This is a genomic window from Corynebacterium freiburgense (assembly GCF_030408815.1).
Lineage (GTDB): Bacteria > Actinomycetota > Actinomycetes > Mycobacteriales > Mycobacteriaceae > Corynebacterium > Corynebacterium freiburgense.
On sequence record NZ_CP047355.1, the window covers coordinates 2,431,452 to 2,456,116 of the forward strand.

General features: G+C 50.2%; 23 protein-coding genes, 1 tRNA gene and 1 rRNA gene. 10 read left to right on the top strand and 15 right to left on the bottom strand.

Translation table 11 applies throughout. The features are described 5' to 3' along the window. Window positions 1–101: 101 nt before the first annotated feature. Both ctaD and nrdF read right to left on the bottom strand, forming a co-directional pair. Entirely contained in the window at window positions 102–1,796 is a 1,695-nt protein-coding gene (ctaD, locus tag CFREI_RS10945; protein WP_027013561.1) for an aa3-type cytochrome oxidase subunit I, read from the bottom strand. Window positions 1,797–2,486: 690 nt separating this feature from the next. Further along, the gene (gene nrdF / locus CFREI_RS10950) at window positions 2,487–3,500 is read right to left on the bottom strand and encodes a class 1b ribonucleoside-diphosphate reductase subunit beta (RefSeq protein ID WP_027013562.1); all 1,014 of its coding nucleotides are present in this window, start codon (window positions 3,498–3,500) and stop codon (window positions 2,487–2,489) included. 404 nt (window positions 3,501–3,904) lie between these two features. Between nrdF and CFREI_RS10955 the strand changes: the two genes are divergently transcribed. After that, window positions 3,905–4,405 (top strand): ferritin, encoded by a 501-nt coding sequence (locus CFREI_RS10955; RefSeq protein WP_027013563.1) that lies wholly within the window; start codon window positions 3,905–3,907, stop codon window positions 4,403–4,405. A 745-nt stretch (window positions 4,406–5,150) separates the two neighbouring features. On the opposite strand, the gene nrdE is transcribed toward CFREI_RS10955, so the two are convergent. From nrdE to ykgO, 5 genes are all read right to left on the bottom strand, one after another. Beyond that, window positions 5,151–7,298 carry a class 1b ribonucleoside-diphosphate reductase subunit alpha gene (gene nrdE / locus CFREI_RS10960; RefSeq protein ID WP_027013564.1) on the bottom strand — a complete coding sequence of 716 codons (2,148 nt, stop codon included), beginning with the start codon at window positions 7,296–7,298 and terminating at the stop codon, window positions 5,151–5,153. A 136-nt stretch (window positions 7,299–7,434) separates the two neighbouring features. After that, window positions 7,435–8,322 carry a carbohydrate kinase family protein gene (locus tag CFREI_RS10965; protein ID WP_027013565.1) on the bottom strand — a complete coding sequence of 296 codons (888 nt, stop codon included), beginning with the start codon at window positions 8,320–8,322 and terminating at the stop codon, window positions 7,435–7,437. Next, a complete protein-coding gene (gene nrdI / locus CFREI_RS10970) occupies window positions 8,323–8,769 on the bottom strand; it encodes a class Ib ribonucleoside-diphosphate reductase assembly flavoprotein NrdI (protein WP_027013566.1) in 447 nt (148 codons plus the stop codon). 141 nt (window positions 8,770–8,910) lie between these two features. Further along, entirely contained in the window at window positions 8,911–9,144 is a 234-nt protein-coding gene (nrdH, locus tag CFREI_RS10975) for a glutaredoxin-like protein NrdH (RefSeq protein WP_027013567.1), read from the bottom strand. 648 nt (window positions 9,145–9,792) lie between these two features. Further along, the gene (gene ykgO / locus CFREI_RS10980; RefSeq protein ID WP_003857945.1) at window positions 9,793–9,915 is read right to left on the bottom strand and encodes a type B 50S ribosomal protein L36; all 123 of its coding nucleotides are present in this window, start codon (window positions 9,913–9,915) and stop codon (window positions 9,793–9,795) included. 158 nt (window positions 9,916–10,073) lie between these two features. Between ykgO and nadE the strand changes: the two genes are divergently transcribed. Continuing rightward, window positions 10,074–10,910, top strand: coding sequence for an NAD(+) synthase (gene nadE / locus CFREI_RS10985; RefSeq protein WP_027013568.1), 837 nt, complete (start codon window positions 10,074–10,076; stop codon window positions 10,908–10,910). On the opposite strand, the gene CFREI_RS10990 is transcribed toward nadE, so the two are convergent. The 3 genes from CFREI_RS10990 to CFREI_RS11000 form a co-directional block, all read right to left on the bottom strand. Further along, a complete protein-coding gene (locus CFREI_RS10990) occupies window positions 10,907–11,329 on the bottom strand; it encodes a pyridoxamine 5'-phosphate oxidase family protein (protein WP_027013569.1) in 423 nt (140 codons plus the stop codon). The two genes, nadE and CFREI_RS10990, sit on opposite strands and share 4 nt — an antisense overlap. A 558-nt stretch (window positions 11,330–11,887) precedes the next feature. Further along, window positions 11,888–12,064, bottom strand: coding sequence for a hypothetical protein (locus tag CFREI_RS10995; RefSeq protein ID WP_156907819.1), 177 nt, complete (start codon window positions 12,062–12,064; stop codon window positions 11,888–11,890). A 126-nt stretch (window positions 12,065–12,190) separates the two neighbouring features. Then, entirely contained in the window at window positions 12,191–13,087 is an 897-nt protein-coding gene (locus tag CFREI_RS11000; RefSeq protein ID WP_156907820.1) for a hypothetical protein, read from the bottom strand. On the opposite strand from CFREI_RS11000, the gene CFREI_RS11005 reads away from it, so the two are divergent. The 6 genes from CFREI_RS11005 to CFREI_RS11030 all read left to right on the top strand — a co-directional run bounded on the left by CFREI_RS11005 (window position 13,087) and on the right by CFREI_RS11030 (window position 17,436). Continuing rightward, window positions 13,087–13,572, top strand: coding sequence for a flavodoxin family protein (locus tag CFREI_RS11005; protein ID WP_027013571.1), 486 nt, complete (start codon window positions 13,087–13,089; stop codon window positions 13,570–13,572). The genes CFREI_RS11000 and CFREI_RS11005 overlap by 1 nt on opposite strands. Window positions 13,573–13,597: 25 nt before the next feature. Beyond that, on the top strand, window positions 13,598–13,843 hold the full coding sequence (locus CFREI_RS11010; RefSeq protein WP_205618477.1) for a hypothetical protein: 246 nt from the start codon (window positions 13,598–13,600) through the stop codon (window positions 13,841–13,843). Then, on the top strand, window positions 13,771–14,028 hold the full coding sequence (locus CFREI_RS13435; RefSeq protein ID WP_051256126.1) for a thioesterase family protein: 258 nt from the start codon (window positions 13,771–13,773) through the stop codon (window positions 14,026–14,028). Before CFREI_RS11010 ends, CFREI_RS13435 begins: the two co-directional genes overlap by 73 nt. Window positions 14,029–14,232: 204 nt before the next feature. Continuing rightward, a complete protein-coding gene (locus CFREI_RS11020; RefSeq protein WP_027013572.1) occupies window positions 14,233–16,131 on the top strand; it encodes a hypothetical protein in 1,899 nt (632 codons plus the stop codon). A 38-nt stretch (window positions 16,132–16,169) separates the two neighbouring features. After that, window positions 16,170–16,964: a DUF2254 family protein gene (locus tag CFREI_RS11025; RefSeq protein ID WP_027013573.1), complete on the top strand. Its 795-nt coding sequence runs from the start codon at window positions 16,170–16,172 to the stop codon at window positions 16,962–16,964. Window positions 16,965–17,037: 73 nt separating this feature from the next. After that, window positions 17,038–17,436 (top strand): VOC family protein, encoded by a 399-nt coding sequence (locus CFREI_RS11030; RefSeq protein ID WP_027013574.1) that lies wholly within the window; start codon window positions 17,038–17,040, stop codon window positions 17,434–17,436. Window positions 17,437–18,024: 588 nt separating this feature from the next. On the opposite strand, the gene CFREI_RS11035 is transcribed toward CFREI_RS11030, so the two are convergent. The 4 genes from CFREI_RS11035 to pgm form a co-directional block, all read right to left on the bottom strand. Further along, window positions 18,025–18,097: transfer RNA gene (locus CFREI_RS11035), tRNA-Ala, on the bottom strand. 204 nt (window positions 18,098–18,301) lie between these two features. Then, entirely contained in the window at window positions 18,302–19,018 is a 717-nt protein-coding gene (locus CFREI_RS11040) for a DsbA family protein (RefSeq protein WP_027013576.1), read from the bottom strand. 18 nt (window positions 19,019–19,036) lie between these two features. Beyond that, window positions 19,037–19,522 (bottom strand): MauE/DoxX family redox-associated membrane protein, encoded by a 486-nt coding sequence (locus CFREI_RS11045; RefSeq protein ID WP_205618479.1) that lies wholly within the window; start codon window positions 19,520–19,522, stop codon window positions 19,037–19,039. A gap of 56 nt (window positions 19,523–19,578) precedes the next feature. After that, window positions 19,579–21,234: a phosphoglucomutase (alpha-D-glucose-1,6-bisphosphate-dependent) gene (pgm, locus tag CFREI_RS11050; protein ID WP_027013578.1), complete on the bottom strand. Its 1,656-nt coding sequence runs from the start codon at window positions 21,232–21,234 to the stop codon at window positions 19,579–19,581. Window positions 21,235–22,446: 1,212 nt separating this feature from the next. On the opposite strand from pgm, the gene CFREI_RS11055 reads away from it, so the two are divergent. Together CFREI_RS11055 and CFREI_RS11060 are read left to right on the top strand one after the other, a co-directional pair. Continuing rightward, complete coding sequence (locus tag CFREI_RS11055) at window positions 22,447–23,865, top strand: alanine/glycine:cation symporter family protein (RefSeq protein ID WP_027013580.1); 1,419 nt, start codon at window positions 22,447–22,449, stop codon at window positions 23,863–23,865. Between the two features lie 124 nt (window positions 23,866–23,989). After that, entirely contained in the window at window positions 23,990–24,469 is a 480-nt protein-coding gene (locus CFREI_RS11060; protein WP_027013581.1) for an SRPBCC family protein, read from the top strand. A gap of 50 nt (window positions 24,470–24,519) precedes the next feature. Here CFREI_RS11060 and rrf read toward each other — a convergent pair. Next, window positions 24,520–24,636 (bottom strand): 5S ribosomal RNA (rrf, locus tag CFREI_RS11065). Window positions 24,637–24,665 lie beyond the last annotated feature (29 nt).

The window sequence follows — 24,665 nt, forward strand, 5'->3', positions numbered from 1 at the left end:
GCTCGTCAATACCAATATTCCGAAATCCAAAAAATGCCCCCAGTGGACAGAACCACCGGGGGCATTTTGCGTAGCCTAGAAAACTCTACATATGCACCTTATTAGTGACGGCCGGTATGGGCTTCCGCACGCATACGCTCCACCATATGAGGATAGTGCAACTCAAATGCAGGACGCTCGGACCGGATACGAGGAAGCGAAACGAAGTTGTGACGCGGCGGCGGGCAAGAGGTAGCCCACTCCAGGGAGTTACCGTAACCCCATGGATCATCCACAGTTACGACCTCACCATAACGCCAAGACTTGAATACATTCCAGATAAACGGAATGACAGACAAGCCGAGGACGAAGGACGAAACGGTCGAAATCTGGTTCAGGAAGGTAAAACCGTCTGTATCCAAGTAATCAGCGTAACGACGAGGCATACCCATATTGCCGAGCCAGTGCTGGACCAAGAACGTACCATGGAAGCCGATAAACGTCAGCCAGAAGTGAATCTTGCCAAGACGCTCATCAAGCATGCGCCCGGTCATCTTCGGGAACCAGAAGTAAACGCCAGCATAGGAAGCGAACACGATCGTACCGAACAAGGTGTAGTGGAAGTGTGCAACCACAAAGTAGGTATCAGAAACGTGGAAGTCCAGCGGCGGGGAGGCCAGCATAATACCGGTCAAACCACCAAACAAGAAGGAAACCAAGAAGCCAAAGGCGAAAATCATTGGGGTTTCCCAAGTGATATGGCCTTTCCACATGGTGCCAACCCAGTTAAAGAACTTCACACCGGTAGGAACCGAAATCAAGAAGGTCATAAATGAGAAGAACGGCAACAAGATTGCACCAGTAACGAACATATGGTGAGCCCACACAGCCATGGAAAGTGCAGCGATAGAAAGGGTAGCGAAAACCAGGCCAGCGTAGCCGAACATTGGCTTACGGGAGAATACTGGAATGACCTCAGAAACAATGCCAAAGAATGGCAAAGCTAGAACGTAAACCTCGGGGTGACCGAAGAACCAGAACAAGTGCTGCCAAAGGATCGCGCCACCGTTTGCAGGATCATAGATATGTCCACCAAGTTTACGGTCATAAAGAACACCAAGGGCTGCTGCAGTGAGCATCGGGAAGATAAGCAATGCAAGCAGCGAGGTAACAAAAATATTCCAGGTAAAGATCGGGAGCCGGAACATGGTCATGCCCGGTGCACGAAGACACAAAATTGTGGTGGTCATATTGATAGCAGACACAATGGTACCGATACCACCGACACCAACACCGAGAATCCACATATCCGAACCAACACCTGGTGAGTGAATAGAGTCAGACAGCGGCGAATACATCGTCCAACCGAAGTCTGCCGCACCACCTGGAGTAAGGAAGCCTGAAAGCATTAGGATGCCGCCAACAGTGGTCAACCAGAAACCAAGCGCATTCAAACGTGGGAAAGCAACGTCAGGAGCACCAATCTGGAGCGGCATAACGTAGTTAGCAAAACCCCAAACAACCGGGGTTCCATAAAGAAGCAGCATTACCGTGCCGTGCATGGTAAATAGCTGGTTGAATTGTTCGTTCGAGAAAATCTGCAATCCAGGGGTAAAGAGCTCTGCGCGGATCAGCAACGCCATAAAGCCACCGAGGAAGAAGAACACAAAGGACATAATGATGTACATGATGCCCAGCGTTTTATGGTCGGTGGTAGTGAGCATTTTCCAAGCTAGGCTGCCTTTTCGGGCATTACCAGTTGGCGCAGGCCTTACCGGTACGGCCTCATGGCCGACCTTAGGCGCTACAGCGGTCATAGGTTCCTCCTGACTACGCAATGGCCTTGCCCTCACAAAGCCATCAAAGTGTTTACGCTGCCTTGATAGTAGTGGAAGCGTAAGGCGTTTTTCCAGCCCACGAGGCTGGTCACCTAGATGAGTGTAACTGCGACACTGTGAGTTTCGGAAGTAGTTTGGTGCCGAAAGTAGGTCATTCACACCTTTGAGCTAAGAGTTCACTGAAATTATGTGATTGGAAACACTTTTTAGCCCGTAATTGCGATGGAATTTTCACTCAGTACTTATGTTCCCACTCCCCCCATCTCGGGTTGGTACTTTTGGTTGAGTCGGAAACGAATCGTGCACTTCCAAAGCGCAAAATGACACCTACGTGACAAAATCCCCCACCAATGAGGCAGAAACGATCCGCTCCCCTAAAAGAGAAGCAAACGCAGAAACCTCAACGTAAATCAAAATAGTTAATTTCGAGTCCATGCGAGAGCGGGCCGCTCGGTTGACGGACTGCCCGGTTGAACAGTTGACGGACTGTCCGGTTGACGGTCCGACCAGGCAGCGAAAGAAAACCACAAAGGATCTCAGTGCCTCCAGAAAGCTCAGAGGCAAAAACTCAAAACCCTGGAGCGCCCTTCCCCTCTATAGCACTCCAGGGAAATCCCGGTCGGCCCGCTATCTAATTTCTTCCTCTCTAAATTTCTCTCTGCCTACTTTTTAGAAGTCCCAGTCATCATCATGGGTGGGTTCGGTTTTGCCGATCACATATGAGGATCCTGCGCCGGAGAAGAAATCGTGGTTTTCACCAGAGTTCGGAGATAGGGCAGACAGAATGGCTGGGGATACTTTACATTCGTCTGCGGGGAATAGTCCTTCGTAGCCAAGGTTATTGAGTGCTTTGTTGGCGTTATACCGTAGGAAGCGTTTTACATCTTCGGTCCAGCCGAGTTCATCGTAAAGGTCCTCCGTGTATTGGGTTTCGTTTTCATAGAGGTCGTACAGCAGGTCAAATGTGTATTCCTTCATTTCTTCCCGCTTGGCTTCACTTACTAATTCGAGACCCTTTTGGTACTTATAACCGATGTAGTAGCCATGCACCGCCTCGTCTCGAATAATCAAGCGAATAACGTCTGCAGTGTTAGTTAGTTTAGCGTGGCTGGACCAGTACATCGGCAAATAGAAGCCGGAGTAAAAGAGGAACGACTCCAATAAAGTTGAAGCAACTTTCCGCTTAAGGCCGTCTTCGCCCTCGTAATAGGAAAGAATGATCTCCGCTTTTTTCTGTAGGTTTTCGTTTTCTTCTGACCACCGGAAAGCGTCGTTGATTTCCGGAGTGGACGCGAGCGTCATAAATATCGAGGAATAGCTCTTTGCGTGAACGGATTCCATAAACGCAATATTGGTGAGTACCGCCTCTTCATGCGGGGTAAGCGCATCTGGGATAAGTGATACTGCCCCAACAGTTCCTTGAATGGTGTCGAGCATGGTTAACCCAGTAAACACTCGCATAGTTGCTTGTTGCTCTACATCATTAAGGGTTTCCCAGCTCTTAATATCATTGCTCAGCGGCACTTTTTCCGGGAGCCAAAAATTCCCGGTAAGCCGATCCCAGACCTCTAAGTCTTTCTCGTCCGGAATTGTGTTCCAGTTAATGGCGGCGATTGGACATTCGCGCGCTTCTGGGTGACGTTCACGGTGCGCTGGCGAACTAGGCGGGCAGTGCTTTGCCATTCGTTATCCTCCAAATTTGGTCTGACATTCGAGGTTAGCACTGCCCACCCTCGCGAGCTAGCGACCCCATGCCACCAACACTGCGCGCCCTTCCCCTTATCCATTCCGGGCCTTCTCCAGCCCACTCCACACCCCACTTTTTCTACCTACACCTAAACAACCAAGCCAAAATGATAGTGTAATTTCTATCACACCATCGTTGCAGCACTCATAACAGCGCCCCCTGCAACCGCACTGATTTTTGACTCTTCAACGGCATTGTTGACCATATTCTTTAGATAACAATCAATATGACTCGCCCACCCCACCAAGGGCGCACTTAGGAAAGCAATCCAAACCTAAAACCGCACTTCAAAGGCACTCTTCAGGTGCTTTAACTTGCCTTGACAGGTACGATGTCCAGCATGACTATTCCAGCAAAACTTTCCGAAGCTTTTAACCGTCAAGTTACTGCCGAACTCGAAGCTTCATTGGTATATCTCCAGCTCTCCTATGTTCTTAATGACCTTGGCCTCGTTGGCATGAGCAGTTGGATGAAGCTCCAAGCAGAAGAAGAGCTCACCCACGCACAAATGTTCGCAGACCATCTTATGGATCGCGATGTTGTTCCTACCATTGGCGCGATCGACGCTCCCGCTATTTCAGCTAAGACCGCAATTGAGGCATTCGAGGCATCCCTCGCTCATGAACGCAAGATTTCTGGCATGATTCGCGAACTAGCAGCATTGGCACAAGACGAGCGCGACTTCGACTCACGCCCGCTGCTTGATACCTTTATTTCCGAACAGATCGAAGAAGAATCCACTGTAAAGGAAATTTTGGATCGCCTCCGCCTTATTGGTCAGGACGGCTCCGGCCTTTTGCGTATCGACGCCGAGCTTGGCTCACGCACCACGGAAGACTAACGTACTCCACCCCAAGCGTTAATTTCCCGCACGAGTATTCGCCGTTCCGGGAAGCACAAAGTGAACTGCGCCCCACTTGTTGGACTCCTTGTCTAGCTTTTGGGGCGTAAGGTGCTTTTGGGGCTTGTGTGATTGCAGTGGCACAGGTTCCGCTGGATTGGCCTGGTTTTAAACTGGGCTTGTGAGTTTTACGGCTTCGCACGTGGGGTTTGTGGGGTTTGTGGCTTGGTTTTGACCGGTGGTTTGGTTGTGTGCGTCTGGTGACCTGGGATTTAGTTGGGTCTAGTTGAGGGCTGGTCGGCCTTTTTGGCGCTGGTTGGGTGTGTTGTCACAGATTCCATTTTTTCGGCTGTTTTTATGGAATTTGTGACACGATAGGTAGGGAACCTGTCACAGATTCCATTTTTTTCACTGTTTTAATGGAATCTGCGACACACCCCAGGTCAACGATTGTGTACAATGTTGCTTGCTGTCACAAATTCCATTTTTTCAGGCGATTTTATGGAATCTGTGACAGTCGATATGCAAACATCACTAGTTTGATAGAGTGCGCCTATCAAACACGCCAGAGACCAGCCAGACCACTGGAAACCCAGCCCACACCCCTGAAACCCAGCCCACACCCCTGAAACCCAGCCCACACCCCCGGAAGAGCGTCCGACGCAAACCGAAAAACGAGCCAACGCCCTCCAAAAACCATCCTGACTTTTGGAGGGCGAGTTCAGAGCTCGGGGCTTATCAATGTTTAAAGCGTACAGCTCACACAATCTTGCTGTTCGGTGCCTTCCAATGCGGTCTGACGCAGGCGAATATAGTAGATCGTTTTAATACCCTTCTTCCAGGCATAGATCTGGGCCCGGTTGATATCGCGGGTGGTGGCGGTGTCTTTAAAGAACAGTGTTAGTGACAAGCCTTGGTCCACATACTTTGTTGCCACGGCATAGGTATCAATGAGCTTTTCAAAGCCAATATCGTAGGCGTCACGATAGTACTCTCGATTCTCATTGGTCATATATGGCGCCGGGTAGTACACACGACCGATCTTGCCTTCTTTTCTAATTTCAATCGGGGCCGCAATCGGGTGGATCGACGACGTTGAATTATTAATATAAGAGATCGATCCAGTTGGTGGAACTGCCTGGAGATATCGGTTAAAGAGCCCATACTTGGCAACATCTGCTTTAAGGGCTTCCCACTGTTCAGCGGTAGGGGTTTGAATCGAAGATTGTTCGAATAGTTCTTTAACTCGCTCAGTCTTTGGCGCAAAATCTGCAGGGTCGTAGTTATCAAAGAAGGAACCATCCGCATACTTAGAGTCTTCAAACCCGACGAATCGTGTTCCACGTTCCTTTGCAATAGTGCACGAGGCTTTAATTGCTTCGTACATCACGGTCGCAAAGTAGGCGTTTGTAAAGTCTAAGGCTTCTTCGGAACCGTAGTGGATGTGCTCACGGCCAAGGAATCCATGCAGGTTCATTTGCCCAAGACCAATTGCGTGGGCAGCATCATTTCCTACTCGGATTGATGGAACTGAGTCAATAGATGTTTGCTCTGATACGGCGGTCAGCCCGCGAATTGCGGTTTCCACTGTTTTGGAGAAGTCCGGCGAATCCATTGCTTTCGCGATATTGAGCGATCCCAAGTTGCAGGAGATGTCTTCCCCAATATGTTCGTAGGTCAGGTCTGGGTTGAATATCGACGCCGTGGAAACCTGCAGGATTTCCGAGCATAGGTTCGAATGGGTAATGCGACCGGCAATAGGGTTTGCCCGATTGGCCGTATCCTCGAACATAATATAGGGATAGCCGGATTCAAATTGGATCTCAGCAAGGGTTTCAAAGAATTTGCGGGCGTTTACTTTGGACTTCCGAATCCGTGGATCCTCAACCATTTCCTCATAGTGTTCGGAAATTGGCACGTCCGCAAACGGTTTTCCATACACCCGTTCAACATCGTATGGGGAGAACAGGTACATATCATCATTACGTTTTGCCAATTCGAATGTGATATCCGGAATCACCACGCCAAGTGACAATGTTTTAATGCGGATTTTTTCATCCGCATTTTCCCGCTTAGTGTCCAGGAATTTCATAATATCCGGATGGTGTGCGTGCAAATATACCGCCCCAGCACCTTGGCGGGCGCCAAGCTGGTTTGCATAGGAGAATGAATCTTCAAGAAGTTTCATTACTGGAATAACGCCAGAAGATTGGTTTTCAATCTTTTTAATTGGCGCACCGGATTCCCGTAGGTTACTAAGCAACAGGGCTACACCACCACCCCGTTTGGAGAGTTGCAGGGCGGAGTTAATGGCACGACCGATAGATTCCATATTGTCTTCGATGCGAAGAAGGAAGCAAGAAACTGGTTCGCCACGCTGCGCTTTTCCACAGTTAAGGAATGTTGGTGTGGCTGGCTGGAAGCGTCCCGACATAATCTCGTCTACTAGGTGCTCTGCCATTTCTTCGTTGCCTGCGGCAAGGGTAAGTGCCACCATACATACGCGGTCTTCATAGCGCTCAAGGTAACGTCGGCCGTCAAATGTCTTCAATGTATAAGACGTGTAGTACTTATAAGCCCCGAGGAACGTGGGGAATCGGAATTTCACCGCATACGCACGTTTAAAAAGGGATTTAATAAAGGCGAAGTCATATTGCTCCACCACTTTGGGATCGTAATAGTGGTTCTCTAATAAGTAATCAAATTTTTCTTCCAGATCATGGAAAAAAACAGTGTTTTGATTTACATGCTGGAGGAAGTACTGGTTTGCAGCCTGACGATCCTTATCAAATTGAATTTGTTTATTCTCATCAAACAAATTCAACATGGCATTGAGTGCATGGTAGTCCAACTGTTCGGCTGTGCGCACTGGCTCTGCGACAGTCTTCCCCATTTCCGACACGACGTTAGTCCCTTTCTTTTGGCAATACCCGTTTCAGGTTAATTTCGATATCAATTGTGACGGGCTATGCCGCATTCAATGCGGCTATCTGGTTGGTGAAACGAATCCTACACAACCCCCCAAACACTTAGATTTCTAAGGTATGGTCCACCTCGCTTCGAGTGGGTGGATTCGCGCCCACCCTGGAGCATGTAATCGCGGCCGCTGTGGCGGCATATTGCAACAGCTCACGCCATTGGTCAGCAGTAAGGTCTGCAATAAATTGGCGGGGATCAGCCCCACCATACAATTCAATTTGTGCTAAAAGTGCACCCATAATCGTATCGCCCGCACCAATCGTATCCTGAACAGTAACCGGTGGTGACGGGACGTCGATAAGCATGCCACGTGCCTCTACGCGCAACCCCTGCGCGCCACGCGTAATCACGCGAGCCGGAACATCGCTGGGGCCCAAAAACTCCACTTCTTCATCGGAGAGTTTTAGCAGGGTGACATACGGCAAGAGAGCGTGCAGGAATTTGTGGTGCGCCGCCGTTGCATAAAACGGACGTATATTCGGATCTAAGGCAATAAAAGCGCCACTATCCGAAAGTGTGCGCAGGAGCTCGGCATAGCGGGAAGCACCCGGTTCCAATGCCAGGGAACAGGTGCCAAAGCACGCAATACCGGTCTGGAGCCCCATATCAGGCTCAATATAGCGATCCGCCGTGCCCTCGGTATAAAAGGTATAGCTAGCGCTGCCATCGATACCTAAGGATGTTACTGCAAGCGTGGTCGGCTCGGGGCCACGCTGAACCAGGGAAATATCCACCTGCTCTTCGCGCAACCGACCAACCAATGCTTCCCCGAAGGCGTCATTAGACAATCGAGAAAGAAAACGAGTAGGCGCACCTAGACGCGCTGCCGCAATAGCCACATTAAACGGACCCCCACCAAGCGCAGGCTGCAATGGTGCCAGCGGCGCGGTAGATGTTGGTACTAGGTCAATTAAACCTTCACCGCAAACCGTAATCATTTACTTTGCACCTCCCACGCCTACCGGAGAAAGCCCCAACCGTGCTGCATACTCTGTTAGACCTTCACGCACACGCCGTACATCTTCATCATTACCCATAAGCTCAAACCTATACACAAAAGGAACTCCCGTCTTAGCGGCAATAATATCCCCGGCTTTTCCGAAGTCTTCACCGAAATTTGTATTACCACTGGCAATAACCGCACGGATCAAACTCCGATTGTGTGGGTCATTTAAAAACCGAATAACCTGCACTGGGACCGGCCGAGGATCACCCCCTGCAATGGAAACCCCACCACCATATGTAGGGCAAATCAGTACATACGGCTCATTGACCTGCAACGGTTCATCCTTTTTATGCAAGGGAATACGAACCGATGGAAAACCTAATTTAGCAACAAACCGGTGGGTGTTTTCGGTAGCGGAGGAAAAATACACAATAAGCATGGTGGAAAAATCCCTAATGCAGCGAAAAGGCAGACATGCACACGACAAGCGCCCTAACGGAAAAACCGCCTACGCAGTCAAAATAAACACTGCACAGGCGGCAAGCTTAGCGTTGAACTATGCGCATAAAAGCCAATCCTACTAGGCAACCTGCGCGGCAAGTCCTCGAATGCGCTCCGGGCGGAAACCAGACCAGTGTTCACCATTAGCCTCAACAACAGGGGCCTGAAGGTACCCAAGCGCCAGGACATAATCGCGGGCGTCATCATCCATGCTGATGTCCACAAGGGTGTAATCAAGGCCAGCACGGTCAAGAGCCTTCTTGGTAGCGGTGCACTGAACACATGCAGGCTTACTGTAGACGGTGATAGCCATAATCTATTCCTTTACATCAGCAATTCGACAAAACCTATATCTCTTTACAAGGCAAAAATTTCTCAGTTTTAGCCTTGTGCCGGGAGCTTCACTACAAGCAAGTACAAGCACTCACACCTAGCGGTGTAATTCTCGGCGACATGAAGAAACACTATACTTTGTGGCCGAATCTTGCAACCTCCACAATATATAGTAGCTACGCTTGGGGAATCCCCAGCATGTAATTCGCTACCACACAACATGTTGCACCAACTTTCACAGGTAAGAAGTGCGCAACCTATCTCAACCCACAAACCGTACGTTCGGCCTTCTTGAAAGCCCCAGCTCGCCTTGAAAAAATCTCTATAAAATGTGACTTACGCCATAATTACAACGGTGTAGGAAAACCTAAAGCACATCATCGCCTGTTCTACAAATCCCCAGGAGCCCCAAAACACACCGCCCAAAATTCAATAGCGAAAGGGGCAGAAATACCGCTACCCCACCCCGAAAGAATCCCCTCAATCGGGCCCACCCAGCCCCGTCCCCCATATAGAAACCTGAGAAAAACGTAATGACCAGCACAAAAAGAACACCCTCTACTGCAAATATATAAGCAATAAAGGGTGTTAGTTTTGCAGCAAAATTACTGCAACAAAGCTCAAAAAATTAGCCTTGGCGAGCCTTGAAACGAGGCTCTTTTTTATTGATCACATAGACCTTGCCGCGACGACGCACAACCTGGGCGCCCGGCTTATTCTTCAGCGACCGAAGGGAATTACGGACCTTCATCGGGCGCTCCTTTCTATTATGCGCGTTTTACATTGTGAACGGATCGCCCACAATCGCCAGCTATGACACGAGGGACCATGTTAATCCACATCATAAGAAAACGCCAAACGACCAAGGACAGAGACGCTCACGAGTACCCATGCACTTACACTGGACACATGAAAACTAACTCCTTGCAAACCACAATACGCACCCAACTTCATACCAAACAAACCATCGATCCAGCCCAAGAAGTAATGGATCGCGTGAATTTTTTATCGAACTACCTCCAAACCACCGGACTGAAAGGATTCTGCTTAGGTATCTCCGGCGGCCAAGACTCCACCCTTGCGGGCAGATTGGCCCAACTTGCTGTAGAACAGCACCGTTCCACCGGCGGCAACGCAGAATTCTGGGCCCTGCGCCTACCCTACGGTGTGCAATTCGACGAAGCAGACGCCCAGATCGCACTCGATTTTATTCGCCCCGACCACCAAGGCACTATTAATATCCAAGAGGCTACCGACGCCGCGGCCATCGCTACCGCAAAAGCCTTAGGGGTGGCCCAACTCACCGACTTTAATAAAGGAAATATCAAAGCCCGACAACGAATGCTTGTGCAATACGCAGTGGCCGGTGAATTCGGGCTCGCAGTCATCGGCACCGACCATGCCGCTGAAAATATCACCGGATTTTTCACTAAATTCGGTGATGGTGCCGCCGATCTTCTCCCCCTGGCAGGCTTAAATAAACGCCAAGGTGCGGCAATGCTCGAATACCTTGGAGCACCACCATCTACATGGGAGAAAGTCCCCACCGCTGACTTAGAAGACAATAAACCCGCCCTCCCCGATGAAGTTACCCTAGGGGTAAGCTACCAGCGTATCGACGACTACCTTGAAGGTCGGGACGTCGATACGCAAGCTGCAGAGCGACTCGAACACTTATGGCGAATCGGCCAACATAAACGCCACCTCCCCATCACCCCCCATGACACCTGGTGGCGCACAAACTAATAACGTTCTGGTTCCTCACCGAGAATAAATGAACGACCCGAAATAGTATTCGGCGTGATCTTTACATAGTTGTACTTTAATGTGGGCAGCCATGGTTTTAATGGCAATGAATCCGCATGCGTAATCTCATCGCTATGAGTTAATAGCTGCGCATCCCCCTTTACTACCACCGACCAGGCTGTAGACTCATCCACGACATCGACCTCAAACAGCACATCATGATTTAAGGCAATGGTAAACACCTTATTGCCCTCGGCCGAACGCAAATAGACACAGCGATCGTCTACAACGTAGTTCACGGGGAAAATATCCATATCGTCCGCACGGCGAACAACAATTCGACCCAATTGCTGCGAAGCCAACCGCTCATAGCACTCGTCTTCACTTAGTACCTTGATAATTTCACTCTGCTCAGCCATACGCCTATTGTTCCACCCAAGTCGAACGTTCGTCGCAGAAACACCCCCGCCCTGGGGACGCACCACCCCCGAGCGCTGTACACCCCCTACACGGAACTTGCCCCCGAACGTCAAATTGGTTATCTGTTCTATCGGGATGAGACACAAAGGGTTATATTTATGAGCTTATATATATTGGTGCTTTTCGCCTGATTTACAGACAAAACAGTGTATTTAGCGAGGCGCCCCAAGTTATTTGTTGCACAGGACCCGACATTGCTTGGGGACGAACGCGCCGAAAGCCTTGACACACTGGGGGACGTCAGACTGAGGCTGAGGGACGAAAAAGCGGGCCTTACCACCTAAAGGCAGTAATAGATCTATATATGCCGTCGTTTTTTACACCACCTTGTGTGCAATTGGTGTTTTTTGCGACAAAATTATAGCCCTAGAGGGTGTTCGGTGACGCTTTTTACACCAATTGCACACAAGATGGTGTTTTTCGCGACAATCCCCAGGTAAACAATTGCCCGCAATCTACCACTACCTCGGGATATGGTTATCAAAAGTTACGCACCATCAGGCAACGTAGCGCCAAGCGCCAAGCGCCAAAAACAGGCGCCACAAACCTAACCCGCTAATAAGTCCATATCCCGTGCCAGCCTTTACGCCGGCCCCTGGAAAGGGATCACACAAGCCACAAACAATCACACGAGCAGCAGCAACCACATCAATCGCAGAAATCACACTGGCCATGGCGCCCAAAAATCTGGTAACAAATCCAGCTCAGCCCCACCCGGCTAAATCCAGCTCAGCCCCCAACCCAGTCCCCCAAAGAATCTAGCGAAATAGCGCACGTAGTCCAGTCCCCCCTCACGCCCCCTAGGCAATCCCTCCGAGTTTATTCACCACATTGAAAAAATCCTGGACACGTTGCGCATTCCATTTCTCTGTGGGGCGTGGCTCAATATGCGCAAAAATCGCAGTAGCCACCATACATGCAGCTTGTGACCACTCAGCAGTCTGCGAACTCCCAAATGCACGCATGGGGAATTTGTCGAACAATTGTTTTTGTCCGACATCCTCCATGGTTAGTAGTCCCAATAAGGAAACCGACACTGCGCGCGACATCGTCTCAAACCCCTCGGGGCCGGTCAATGGTCGCACCAACCGAAAACCGAAAAGGTCTACAAAATACGCATAGGTGCGTGCACGTTCCCGCATCGATTCTTCAAAAACCTCGGTGAGCTTCGCAAAGATCGAATCACGCAACTGCGGATCTGCAATCCGATCCTTGCCCTTGAGCACTGTGCGAAATGCACACCATTCCTCAGAATCATGCAACAGGCGCACGTCCTCCATTACGCCCCGGCGCACGATTTCAACCGCCACATCCCGGCGCACCTGACGGTCCTCCAGCCCCTCCCGAAACTCCGCCAAAAACGCGGCGTGATCCCCGATAAAGCCCTCATCATCTGGGAAAGGTAAATCAATCCGGTGCGCTAATTGTTCCAAAGCATCCCAATATAATTGGTCTCGACGCCCCTTCCACCGATGCTTTGCCTTCGCCATAGACACCCCGGCGCAACGCACCACATCATCAAATGGAATGCCCTCCACCCCCAATGAAATTCCCCGCTCATATGCAAGCTCAATCACCGCATCAACCATGCAGTATTCCAATTCCCCATCATCGACGACGGCAGCACCCATGCCGACCAAGGTAGCATGAGGGATACGAGCTGCGGGGTCAAATACCACGAAAGGGGCTAGGGTCAATGAAAGCACTCATTATTTACGAAACATACTTCGGAAACACCAAAAATGTCGCCGAAGCCATTCAGGCTGGGCTCCACGACCGCGGCGTCGAGACGCAGATCAGCACAGCCTCCGATGCGCCCAAAACCTTTGAAACTGACATTCTTATTATCGGTGCGCCCACCCATAACCGACGGCTCCCCAACCCCACCAGCCGCGCCAAAGCCGACCCAAATAACACCACAACCGGCGTCGCCGAATGGCTTGCCGAAAACACACTCCAACCAGTCCCGTATCTGGCAGCATTTGACACCGTTACAGGCACGAGTTGGCTCACCGGATCCGCCGCAAAACGTATCGCCAAAATTATGCACAAACAACACCCCAAATCAGCCGTGCAAACCCGCAGCTTTGTCGTCACCGGAAATGAAGGCCCACTCGCCGAAAAAGAACTCGACGCCGCTCGCACATGGGGACGCCTCATTGCTGCGGACGCTAAACAATAGACGCTTTAGAAAAGGACCCTTACGCATGCTTACTGTCGGCGACGTATTTACTTTCGAATACCAAATCCCCGAATCGAAAGTAGTACCGAATCTTTATCCAGAATCCCCAGAGTTTCAGGCTATACCGCCGGTTTTTGCCACAGGTTTTATGGTCGGGTTGTTGGAGTGGACGTGTATTAAGAGCATCTCAACCCAACATTGTCGGAGGATCAAACCAGCCTTGGCATTGCGATTGAAACAACGCATAGTGCTGCATCGACACCCGGGATGACTGTCAGAGCGAAGGCGACTGTGCTTGAAAGCGGCGCCAAGAAAGTCAAATGGGCGGTCGAGGCACATGACGATGTCGAACTGATCGGCAGTGGTACACACACCCGCGCAATCGTTAATGCACAACGCTTTATCGACCACGTCAACGCCAAAGCCGAACAGTGTAGGGCAACAACGCTGAGCTAATTAACTACTTTCGCGGTCTGGGCGTCGTAAATGCGTAACGACGCCCAGACCGTAGGCCGAATCAGGTACCCCCGGTGCTTACCGCCCGCCTCGCGGTGCGCACTGAAATACGCAGTACACAAGCAATACCGTGTAAGCGCTAGCGTGGGTTCTACATCACAGCATCTCAGATAACTTCCAAATAGCCCTAATTTCATTAAGGTTATGATAAATATTGCGTCAAATTATGGAAGGGATGCTGTGCTTAAGTCTCGCCGACATGCCGTGACCGAACATGATTACGTAACACAATCGCAAGGTTACGCCACTACTACAGAGCGCCTTCGAAACACTGAGCGACTCCTAAATGACCGGATCCGGAATTTACGGGAGTCGAATAGGCCCCTTGACCCGGATAGTGCTCTCCTTTTCTTCGACCTTGATCTATCGGCGGAGGAATACCAGTGGCTTATTGATCTAGTTAAAACTGCAGTCAATGAGCCAGTGTCTCAACCTTACGATCACCTTGCCGAAATTTCTGGCCGGTACCCATTGGTGTTCCTCGGCTCACTAGTCGCCGTGGCGCAGTCTTCAACAAAACAAGAATTCTGGACGGAATACGCAAAATGCATAGACACTACAAATACTGCAACGTTTGACGAGACAGGCTTCTATGACCTCGTAGGCCTTTATAACCTCGAACAACAGGTGACTGCGAAAAACCTTGCCATAGTATCGCAGCTACCGAACGCCGGGGATAACACCCGAAACGCACACACTTTCTACCTCCATGCGGGCATACCTGGCCATGAACTTGCCGAATTGTCCGCGAAAATTCATTCGGAAATCACCTCCACCAATGACTCAGAATCGTATGCACAAGCAGTATTTGAATCTTTAGGCACCACAACAACCGAGTTGAAGTTACCAGCTCTCAAAACTTTAGCTTTAGATTTTCCAGAGCATGCACTGCACCTGCTGACCCGAATACATGAGCTGCATGTGTACTCATTAGCAGATAAAAACTCATTAGATGAAGAAACATTCGAAGGGACAAATGGGTTGCCGGAGCCGACATTCCAGCTCCTTTGCAAATTATTAGGAAATTGCGAACCTGACGAAATTGCTAGTGAGCAAGAGCTTGAATGGGATACTGAATCATTTATTATTCCCTGCTTGCAAGGAGCGAATGGCCTGCCGGTATTCTCTTCATCACCTCGAATCCGCATTCCAGAAGGCAAAGCAATCTGGGAACTCCGCTACTATCAAGTAGCTCCGGAGAACGATAGAAAATTACTTTCCACAGATATTATTGAGGACAATTTCAAAGGCACTTTCTTTAAACTGCTCCAAGGCTCCGAGGACGGAACAGACCCTTGGGTGGGCACCTTTGAAGTTGAGGTTTTCCGGAATCATACGCAAATGCAAACCTTCACATTTAATATTGCTGAAGGCTTAAAAGTAAGCATCGAGTACGATAAATCAACCATTAATGGCAATTTCATTGTGCCAATATCTGACACGGGAAGTGCTGCCTTTACCAAAGCCAATATCACCTTTGAAGTAGAAGACGGATATTCCCTTCGGGTTCCAAGCAACACATGGAAGATAGATTCGCCGCAAAGTGAAACATTCACGGTAGTTGAACATGCGACCAACGCTAAAAGTAGTTCACTGAAATGCATTGTAAGACCAAGCAGGCTTACCTTTAGCTTGCCAATCTTAGGTGAAGACAAACCTTTGCGGAATAACGCAATTGCCGTACCTTCTAACAAACTTGCACACAACCAAGACCTTGAAATTCACTTCCCTGAAGAAGTCTTCGATGTAAAGATTTTAATGGTGAAAATCGGTACACAAAAATTAAAAAACGCCGAGCATCAGTCAATTGTTCTTACGCGCGTTGAAGGCGAAAACTCGTGGCACTGCGCAGTGTCCGAAATTCTAGAGCACATTTCAAGTAACGTAAGCTATCAAATTGTCGCGGAATGGTTTACATGTACAGAAGAGGATTTTGTACAAAATCGCCTTAGCCGACAGCAGAAACGCCAGTATAAAAAGACAAAGAAGGACCCACGCCCAGTTGCGCATGCCGAGCTTGCAAAGGTGTTAAAGACAAACTAATAAAATAACGTCAGCTGCTCGCCGCTAACATAGATCGTGTGCGACATATTTACCGACGCCTTACATCACTTGCCAATAGTTTTTGGGCAGTGCCAGTTCTCTGCGTAATCTCTGCAGTTGTTCTTGCCGAATTTGTGGTTGCGTTTGACCGCTCTTTACCTCCTGGTATGCGGCTAGCCATCCTTAACTCAGTATTGGAACTAGGTATCGACGGCTCTCGCGCGCTGCTTGGCGGCATTGGTGCAGCCACCTTTGGCGCCGCCGCCACCGCCTTTTCAATTACAGTTTCCGTAATTGCAACTGCAAGTACCAGCTACGGCCCGCGTCTAGTTGGCGACTTTATGGCAGACCGCAAAAACCAGTGGATACTTGGTACTTTAGTATCCACTTTTGTCTACACCACTCTTGTACTACGCACAGTCCGGACGGCCACCGATGATGGTGAGCCTTTCGTACCGCGCATGGCTGTTGGCATTGCAATTCTTCTCGCCATTTTGAATGTGTTTCTTATAATCGCGTTTATTCACCACACATCTATTTCCATTCGGGTGGAGACCTTAACAACAGGTGTATCCCGAGGATTCCGTAAAACACTAGATCGAGAACTCAAACTTAATAAAGACCGAACGGAACGAGCATCTCAAGCCGGGCACGCCATCAAAGAAGCCCCAGAAGGCGGAACACTCATTCGCGCACACCGCGAAGGCTATATTATCGACATTGATATTGACAGTCTTGTCCAGGCACTTTCAAATGACGGCGGACGTGCGCCGATATCACTTTCGACCAAGAGCGAATCAATACCGAACTTGCACGCGAACAACGTCTGGTAAAACTCGCACGGGGTGAAGCATAAATCTAAACAGGAAGGACAAAAATGTCACCGTTACCACTTACGATCTCCCCATGACCACATTCGCGCCAACAAGCATTATTCTTTACGTCACTGATGTCAATGTGAGCACGGAATTCTACCGTGCCGCGCTTGATAAAGAACCAGTTGAAATATTCCAAGACTTCGCTATTTTCGCATTGACCAACGACGTCACTATTGGGCTCCAAACTCGCAGTGAAATCGACCCTAAAGCTCAAGGTGCACCTGGCAGCGTCGAACTTTCAATGAGCTATGCCAAGCGTAACGACGTCGATACGCTCCACCGCAGATGGTCAGGCCTAGGCTTCCAAATCGCACTCGCCCCCACAGAACTCGAATTCGGATATACCTTTGTAGCCACAGACCCTGACGGCCACCGATTGCGAGTATGCGCAACTGACACCAGCGGGATCAATGAATTAAGCACATAAAACCCACCTCCTGAGCACACCCCCGAAAGTTAAACCGACTTTTGACTCTATAGTGTTTTGAGGTGGGTGATGTGAAATCTGCCTGATAATTTTGGCCGGTGGGCCGGTTTCCCGGGCGTTTAATAGGCCTACCCTATTGAACTAGTGATGTTTGTATATCGAGTGTCGCAGATTCCATAAAACAGGCCCGTTCCGGTGGGATTTGTGACAACAGCCCATGTTGTACACAATCGTTGACCTGCGGTTTGTCGCAGATTCCATAAAACAGGCCCGTTCTGGTGGAATCTGTGACAGGATCCCTACCTATCGTGTCACAAATTCCATAAAAACAGCCGAAAAAATGGAATCTGTGACAACCCGCCCAACCAGCGCCCGAAAGGACCAGGTCACCGGACGTGCGCAACCACACCACCAGGCCACAAACCCCACCAGCGACAAAACCTAGCCAGAGAACCACCGGAAAAGCCAACCACCCAAGCGATCGTGCGGCAACACAAAAATCCCCATCTAAAGAACCATTCAAAGGATTCCAAAGACGGGGAGCAAATTGTTTTAGTGGGTATTTGATTTTAAGTACTGAGTTTTTAGTGGAGCTAACGGGACTCGAACCCGTGACCCCCACACTGCCAGTGTGGTGCGCTACCAGCTGCGCCATAGCCCCTTTGTCTACTTGATGCGACTCTCAACAATGTACACGCATCTCTCAGGTTCGACAAATCCACTGCTCACTGGGTGTGTGAAATTGCAATGGTGGTCTCGAAAGCACCCTCAAAACCGACTCAGCCCCATGTGTAGTAGATACAACCTACGCATGGGGCTGAAGTTGATTCCATAATGAACAGGCGTAGCTCTCGCGCCTAGGAACTTAGCCGTTCACTACGGTTTCAACCCAGTTTTCTAGAGGCACATCTTCGCCTTTGTAGATCACATGTGGGGAGGAGACATTGCCAATATCGCCTTCGAGTTTCTTGCTATTGGTTTGTGTGGCTTTGAGGTAGTCGTCTTGGTTGCCTTCTTGAATAGCGTTTACTGTGCTTTCGGCGGAGCCGAGTTTGGAGGCTGCGCTGGCAAAGTCATCGAGGCCCCATTTTCCTTGGATGCTGGATTGTTGCTTCATTAGGAAAACTCGGTAATTCCAATAAGCTTCAGCTTCGCCTGCAGATGCGAGTTTTTGAGCGGAAGTACCAGCCCTGGTGGAGTGTCCATCGTTATTCCCACGATCGAGGAAATTGAGGCTGCGTACATTCACAACGAGTTTGCCGTCCTCGATGGCTTTTTTCATGTCCGCATCTGAGTGTTCGGCAAGACTAGCACAGGCTGGGCAGGAAAAGTCTTCATAAAGGTCAACTACCGGAGTCGAATCGGTTGCTTTATCAGACTTCAATACCACTGCACCGTCTTCGAGCTTCGCTTCGAATGCAACGGATTCTTTTTGGTAATCGCCAAGGAGGGCTTCCTGTTTGGCGGATTTGCCGCTGACCACAATGTAGCCTACAAGGCCCACGGCAAGCAGAAGTACGATTAGCAATGCCCAGAGGAAGCCATTGCTTTTTTCATTTGGGTTTTTAACTTTATTGCTCACTTGATTCCTTGTTGAGTTTTACGGGTAAATGGCAAATCGCCGAAATGGACGATACGCAGTCCAGGCAGCCATTGCAATAAATGCAATATCGCGCAGGATTTCCACGAAGTATGTCCAGCCTGTAACGGAAGCATCATAGCCACCGCCACCAAAACAGCCGCAGTCAATGGTGAGTCCACGGGCCCAGGCGGAAGCAATACCTCCAATAAAAGCAACGAAAATCAGTGCGGAAACAATTCCCGTTGCTCGGAGAAATACACCGAGGATAAGCAGGATCCCCAAGGCGATTTCCAGAGGCGGCAAAATATCAGCTATAAGGTAACTTATTTGGGCGTTGAAAATTTCATAGGCAAGAACCGATTGTTTTGTGGCCACAGGGTCGGCGATTTTCAACCAACCGCTTACAATCCACACGGCAGCCAGCCCAAAACGCGCGAGTGCTGAAACGATTTCACTGACAACGCCGGTCGCGGGCGTCGATACGTTTTTTGCGGTTACGGACACAATCCCCAACCATAGCAAAACTCCCCTCCCATAATAAGGAGGAGAGTAGAAAAACCTTAGCCTAACACTGAGCTTACCAATGCCTGGGCTTCTTGCTGAACCTGTGCAAGGTGCTCAGCGCCGAGGAAGGATTCAGCATAGATCTTATACTTATCCTCTGTGCCCGACGGCCGCGCCGCAAACCAGGCATTTTCAGTGGTCACCTTAAGGCCACCAATAGCCGCACCATTACCTGGGGCCTGCGTAAGCTTTGCGGTAATCGTCTCACCCGCGAGTGTCGACGCCGTGACCTGCTCCGGTGACAGTTTCTTTAGCACCGCCTTCTGTTCGCGGTTGGCCTCAGCATCCGTTCGGGCATACACCGGTGCACCAAACTTAGCAGCAAGTTCCGCGTAGCGAGCCGAAGGTGTTTTCCCTGTTACCGCAGTAATCTCGCTCGCCAAAAGATCAAGAATAATCCCGTCTTTATCGGTGGACCATACGGTGCCATTGTGGCGCAAGAAAGAAGCGCCCGCAGATTCCTCACCGCCGAAACCAACCGAACCATCGATAAGCCCTGGTACAAACCACTTAAAACCAACAGGAACTTCAATAAGTTTCCGCCCTAGCTCTGCCACAACACGATCAATCATTGACGAGGAAACAAGGGTCTTCCCCACCGCTGTATCAGCAGCCCAACCTGGACGGTGCGCGAATAGATACTCGATTGCAACAGCAAGATAGTGATTAGGATTCATCAAACCGGCGTCAGGAGTCACAATGCCATGCCGGTCCGCATCCGCATCATTACCGGTCGCAATATCAAACTTATCGCGATTATGCACCAATGAAGCCATTGAATTCGGGGAGGAACAATCCATGCGAATCTTGCCATCAGTATCCAGGGTCATAAACCGCCATGTTGCATCGACCTTCGGATTCACCACTGTGAGGTTCAAACCATGGGCATCCGCAATAGCACCCCAATAATCTACCGAGGCACCACCCATCGGATCTGCACCGATCCGCACGCCCGCATTGCGAATAGCAGCCAGGTCAACCACATTCGGGAGATCAGACACATAATTCTGCAAATACTCATAGCGCACCGCGCGAGAATCAAGCACACCCTCCACCGGAGTGCGCTTCACATCCTTCAAACCTCCCCGAAGAATCTCATTCGCACGATCCGCAATCCAATCGGTGGCGTCCGTATCAGCCGGGCCACCATTTGGAGGATTGTATTTAAACCCACCATCCCGAGGCGGATTATGCGACGGCGTAATCACAATCCCATCGGCGCGTTTCGGATCCGAACCCGTCACTCCACCATCAAGCTTCGCATTATGCGCAAGAATCGCATGCGACACCGCCGGAGTAGGCGTATAACGACCCGCGGCGTCGACAAGCACAGTCAAACCATGCGCAAGCAACACCTCCAACGCAGACACCATCGCCGGCTCCGAAAGTGCGTGCGTATCACGACCAATAAACACCGGACCGGTGATCCCCGCGCGCTCCCGAAACTCCACAATCGCCTGCGTAGTAGCCAAAATATGATGCTCATTAAACGCAGCATCCAATGAACTACCCCGATGCCCCGACGTACCAAACACCACCTGCTGATCAGGATTCTCCGGATCCGGCTGGCGAGTGTAATACGCAGTAACAAGCTCGGCAATATCAATCAAATCACGATCTTCGGCAAGCTGACCAGCGCGTTCATGAGCCATAAGCTTTTCCAACTCCAATCTACAAAGACACACTCCTCATGCCCATCTTCCTCTCTTTTTTCGCCTCGTGCATAAGTTCCCCCAGAGGTGGTGGGAAAGCACGACGAAATAAGGGATCTTCGAACACATATTTGCGCCAATTGGTAGTAGGGTTGCTTAGAATTAAATTACTCACTACTTGGTGGCCGCTGGGGCTGGGTTTGATCTGGGTTTGTGGGGTTTGGGGCTTGTTTTTGGCCGGTGGCTTGGTTGGGTGCTTGTGGTTTGGTTGTGTGCGTCCGGCGGCCTGGGATTTGGTTGGGAGGTGCTTGGTCTGGTTGGGATGTGCTCAGTCTTTTTGGGTACTGTTTGGGCGCTGGTTGGTCTTTTTGGGCGCTGGTTGGGCGTGTTGTCACAGATTCCATTTTTTCGGCCGATTTTATGGAATCTGCGACACGATAGGTAGGGAACCTGTCACAGATTCCATTTTTTTCGCTGTTTTAATGGAATCTGCGACAAACCCCAGGTCAACGATTGTGCACAATCTTGGTTGCTGTCACAAATTCCATTTTTTCAGGCGATTTTATGGAATCTGCGACACTCAGTATGAAAACATCACTAGTTCAATAGGGTGAGCCTATCAAACACCCCGGAAAGCGGCTCAAAGGCTCGGGAAACCAGCCAACCCGCCCCGAAAACCAACTCAAACACCCGGGAAACCCTGGATTTTCAGCCAACCCGCCCCGAAAACCAGGCAGATCTGACACCCCCCACCCGAAAATCAGGCAGATTTCACATCACCCACAACCCACCACCGCATTTCCCCAACTCACACCACAAGGCCAGGACCCCACAACACAAATCTGCCTGCCTTAGCCTTCCTTAAGCCTGGCTAGACCTGTTCCACCCCACCCCCGAACCTCCCCCCCTAGCAACCTAGGACAAAAACTTTCCTAGCTTTCCGGGCACCAGCACACCGGCACCAGCACACCACCACCAGCAGCACACAACTTGTTACCGCCACACGCAAGAGCCGAAAATACGAGTTCTGGAAAACTCTTACCCCAGAACTTCCCAATTTCTACCCCCGAAGTTGGTGTTTTCTAGCCTTTCTTACTTGGCTTTCCACCAACTGAGGTTTTTGTATGTAATAGTGTTTCCACACCTTGGGCAGCCGTAAGCTAGCTCACAATTTTTCTTTATTTACTTTGACCGTTATGGGGTGAGGCGCCGTTGTCTAGTTTTAGTGAGACAATTTCTGCTGTTAATAGTCTTGTTTGGGGTCCTTTTCTATTAATCCCGATGCTGATTGGCACGGGTTTGTTTTTGACCGTTCGGCTACGAGGGATTCAGTTTCGAACGCTGGGCCCCGCCTTGCGTCATGGAATTATTGACCGGAATGATACTGAGGGCGCCGGCGATATCTCGAACTATCAGGCTTTGACTACTGCACTCGCCGCTACGGTGGGTGTGGGCAATATTGTTGGCGTTGCCACGGCTATTTCTATTGGTGGCCCAGGCTCGTTGTTCTGGATGTGGGTAACGGGTTTGGTCGGTATGGCGTCAAAGTATTCGGAGGCTTATCTTGGCGTTCGTTTCCGTGTAACCGATGCCGCTGGCGAGCAGTCGGGTGGCCCACAGCAATATTTAAAGCGTGGCATTCAGGCCCCAATTGGAAAGGTCCTAGCCACACTATTTGCTGCTTTTGCGGCATTAGCTTCGTTCGGCATTGGAAATATGACACAGGCAAACTCTGTTTCGGCTGGGCTGCATGATGCATTTGGTTGGGATAAGTGGATTGTAGGCGTGGTGTTGTTTGTGGCCACGGGTACTGTCCTTTTGGGTGGCATTCAGGCTATTGGCAAGGTAACCGCTGCATTTGTGCCATTAATGATCGTAATTTATTTGGTTGGCGCAACCGTAGTGTTAGTCATGCATGCGAGCGCAATTCCAGGTGCTTTCGCGTTGATTTTTACGGATGCTTTTACTGGTAGTGCTGCTACGGGTGGTTTCGTGGGTTCGACGATTTTAATTGCATTGCGGATGGGTGTTGCCCGTGGCCTATTCTCTAATGAGTCTGGTATGGGATCAGCTGCCATTGCCGCTGCTGCGGCAAAGACGTCACACCCGGTGCGCCAAGGTTTGGTGTCTATGAGCCAGACTTTTATTGACACTATCGTTGTGGTGACCTTTACTGGGTTGGTCATTGTGTGTACTGGCGCTTGGACAATGGGGGAGGAAAAAGCAGACGTTATGACCGCGGCCGCGTTTTCTGCTGGGCTGCCTGGGCAATGGGGTGGCACTATTGTGTCGGTTTCTATTGTGTTCTTTGCTTTTTCTACATTATTGGGCTGGTCATATTATGGAGAGCGGTGCGCTACATCGCTTCTTGGGCGGTGGGCGTCGATACCCTACCGGATGATCTTTACGATGGTCGTATTTATAGGCGCAACCATCCCCTTGGAAACCGTATGGACCGTGGCGGATTTGCTTAATGGCTTAATGGTTATGCCGAACCTGATTGGGCTGCTGCTTCTCTCCGGATTGGTTGCACGCGAAACGGCCGCCTACCTTAAGTTTGACCCCAAGCTACGCAAGCCTTCTTCGGAGGTTCGGGAGTTCCTCCGCGCCGAGGGCACTGATTGGAAGTAATCCCTGTGTTCGATACGTGCTACAGAGCTAAGCGCGTATCGACGCCACGCCCCGCACAGCAATCAGCCCACTTCAACGGTATTGCCCTCGCATTGCCTATCGGATTCATGGTGTAATCGAAACCATGAATCCAGAAGATTTTCGCGCTACCGAATCAATTCATATTGATGCCAGCCCTAATACTGTGTTCGACACGATTACAGATATCAAACGGACTGGCGAGTGGAGTCCAGTCGTAGAAACATGTTGGTGGGAGACTGAACCTGCGGGTGATCCGCAAGTTGGAGATATTTTCTTCGGCCGCAATGTGACCCCAGAACGCACTTGGGAAACCCAATGCACGGTAACTGCAGCAGAGCGCCCAACTCGTTTTACATGGGTTGTTGGAGATGGAATTGTGAATTGGGGTTTCGAACTCGCACCAGCAAATAACGGAACTACTCTTACCGAACTTTGGGAAGTCACCGACCACGGGTTTATGTTTTTTGAAAATAAATACGGGGCTGACGCATCCAATGTTCTTGAGTCGCGACGTCGCGACGCTCTCGAAGGTATCCCAGCCACGCTTGCACGTATCAAGGAAATCATCGAACAGTCTGATTAGCGCGGTACGTAAAAAGCCCAACCGTGGTGGTTGGGCTTTGTGGGTTGTGGTGTCGGCGGTGTCCTACTCTCCCACACACTTCCGTGTGCAGTACCATTGGCGCTGGTGGGCTTAGCTTCCGGGTTCGGGATGGGTCCGGGCGTTTCCCCGCCGCTGTTGCCACCGACTGGTTGGTGGGGTGGGTGTTGGTTGTTGA

What these genes read in the sequence shown, in the direction of transcription:
- ykgO (WP_003857945.1), bottom strand. Translation starts at nt 9,915, where the DNA reads ATGAAGGTCCGTAATTCCCTTCGGTCGCTGAAGAATAAGCCGGGCGCC.
- CFREI_RS10990 (WP_027013569.1), bottom strand. Translation starts at nt 11,329, where the DNA reads ATGGCTGAGCAGAGTGAAATTATCAAGGTACTAAGTGAAGACGAGTGC.
- CFREI_RS10965 (WP_027013565.1), bottom strand. Translation starts at nt 8,322, where the DNA reads ATGATTACGGTTTGCGGTGAAGGTTTAATTGACCTAGTACCAACATCT.
- nadE (WP_027013568.1), top strand. Translation starts at nt 10,074, where the DNA reads ATGAAAACTAACTCCTTGCAAACCACAATACGCACCCAACTTCATACC.
- nrdE (WP_027013564.1), bottom strand. Translation starts at nt 7,298, where the DNA reads ATGGGGAAGACTGTCGCAGAGCCAGTGCGCACAGCCGAACAGTTGGAC.
- CFREI_RS10955 (WP_027013563.1), top strand. Translation starts at nt 3,905, where the DNA reads ATGACTATTCCAGCAAAACTTTCCGAAGCTTTTAACCGTCAAGTTACT.
- CFREI_RS11005 (WP_027013571.1), top strand. Translation starts at nt 13,087, where the DNA reads ATGAAAGCACTCATTATTTACGAAACATACTTCGGAAACACCAAAAAT.
- CFREI_RS11060 (WP_027013581.1), top strand. Translation starts at nt 23,990, where the DNA reads ATGAATCCAGAAGATTTTCGCGCTACCGAATCAATTCATATTGATGCC.
- CFREI_RS11030 (WP_027013574.1), top strand. Translation starts at nt 17,038, where the DNA reads ATGACCACATTCGCGCCAACAAGCATTATTCTTTACGTCACTGATGTC.
- CFREI_RS11020 (WP_027013572.1), top strand. Translation starts at nt 14,233, where the DNA reads ATGATAAATATTGCGTCAAATTATGGAAGGGATGCTGTGCTTAAGTCT.
- nrdI (WP_027013566.1), bottom strand. Translation starts at nt 8,769, where the DNA reads ATGCTTATTGTGTATTTTTCCTCCGCTACCGAAAACACCCACCGGTTT.
- nrdH (WP_027013567.1), bottom strand. Translation starts at nt 9,144, where the DNA reads ATGGCTATCACCGTCTACAGTAAGCCTGCATGTGTTCAGTGCACCGCT.
- nrdF (WP_027013562.1), bottom strand. Translation starts at nt 3,500, where the DNA reads ATGGCAAAGCACTGCCCGCCTAGTTCGCCAGCGCACCGTGAACGTCAC.
- CFREI_RS11010 (WP_205618477.1), top strand. Translation starts at nt 13,598, where the DNA reads ATGCTTACTGTCGGCGACGTATTTACTTTCGAATACCAAATCCCCGAA.
- CFREI_RS10995 (WP_156907819.1), bottom strand. Translation starts at nt 12,064, where the DNA reads ATGGCCAGTGTGATTTCTGCGATTGATGTGGTTGCTGCTGCTCGTGTG.
- pgm (WP_027013578.1), bottom strand. Translation starts at nt 21,234, where the DNA reads ATGGCTCATGAACGCGCTGGTCAGCTTGCCGAAGATCGTGATTTGATT.
- ctaD (WP_027013561.1), bottom strand. Translation starts at nt 1,796, where the DNA reads ATGACCGCTGTAGCGCCTAAGGTCGGCCATGAGGCCGTACCGGTAAGG.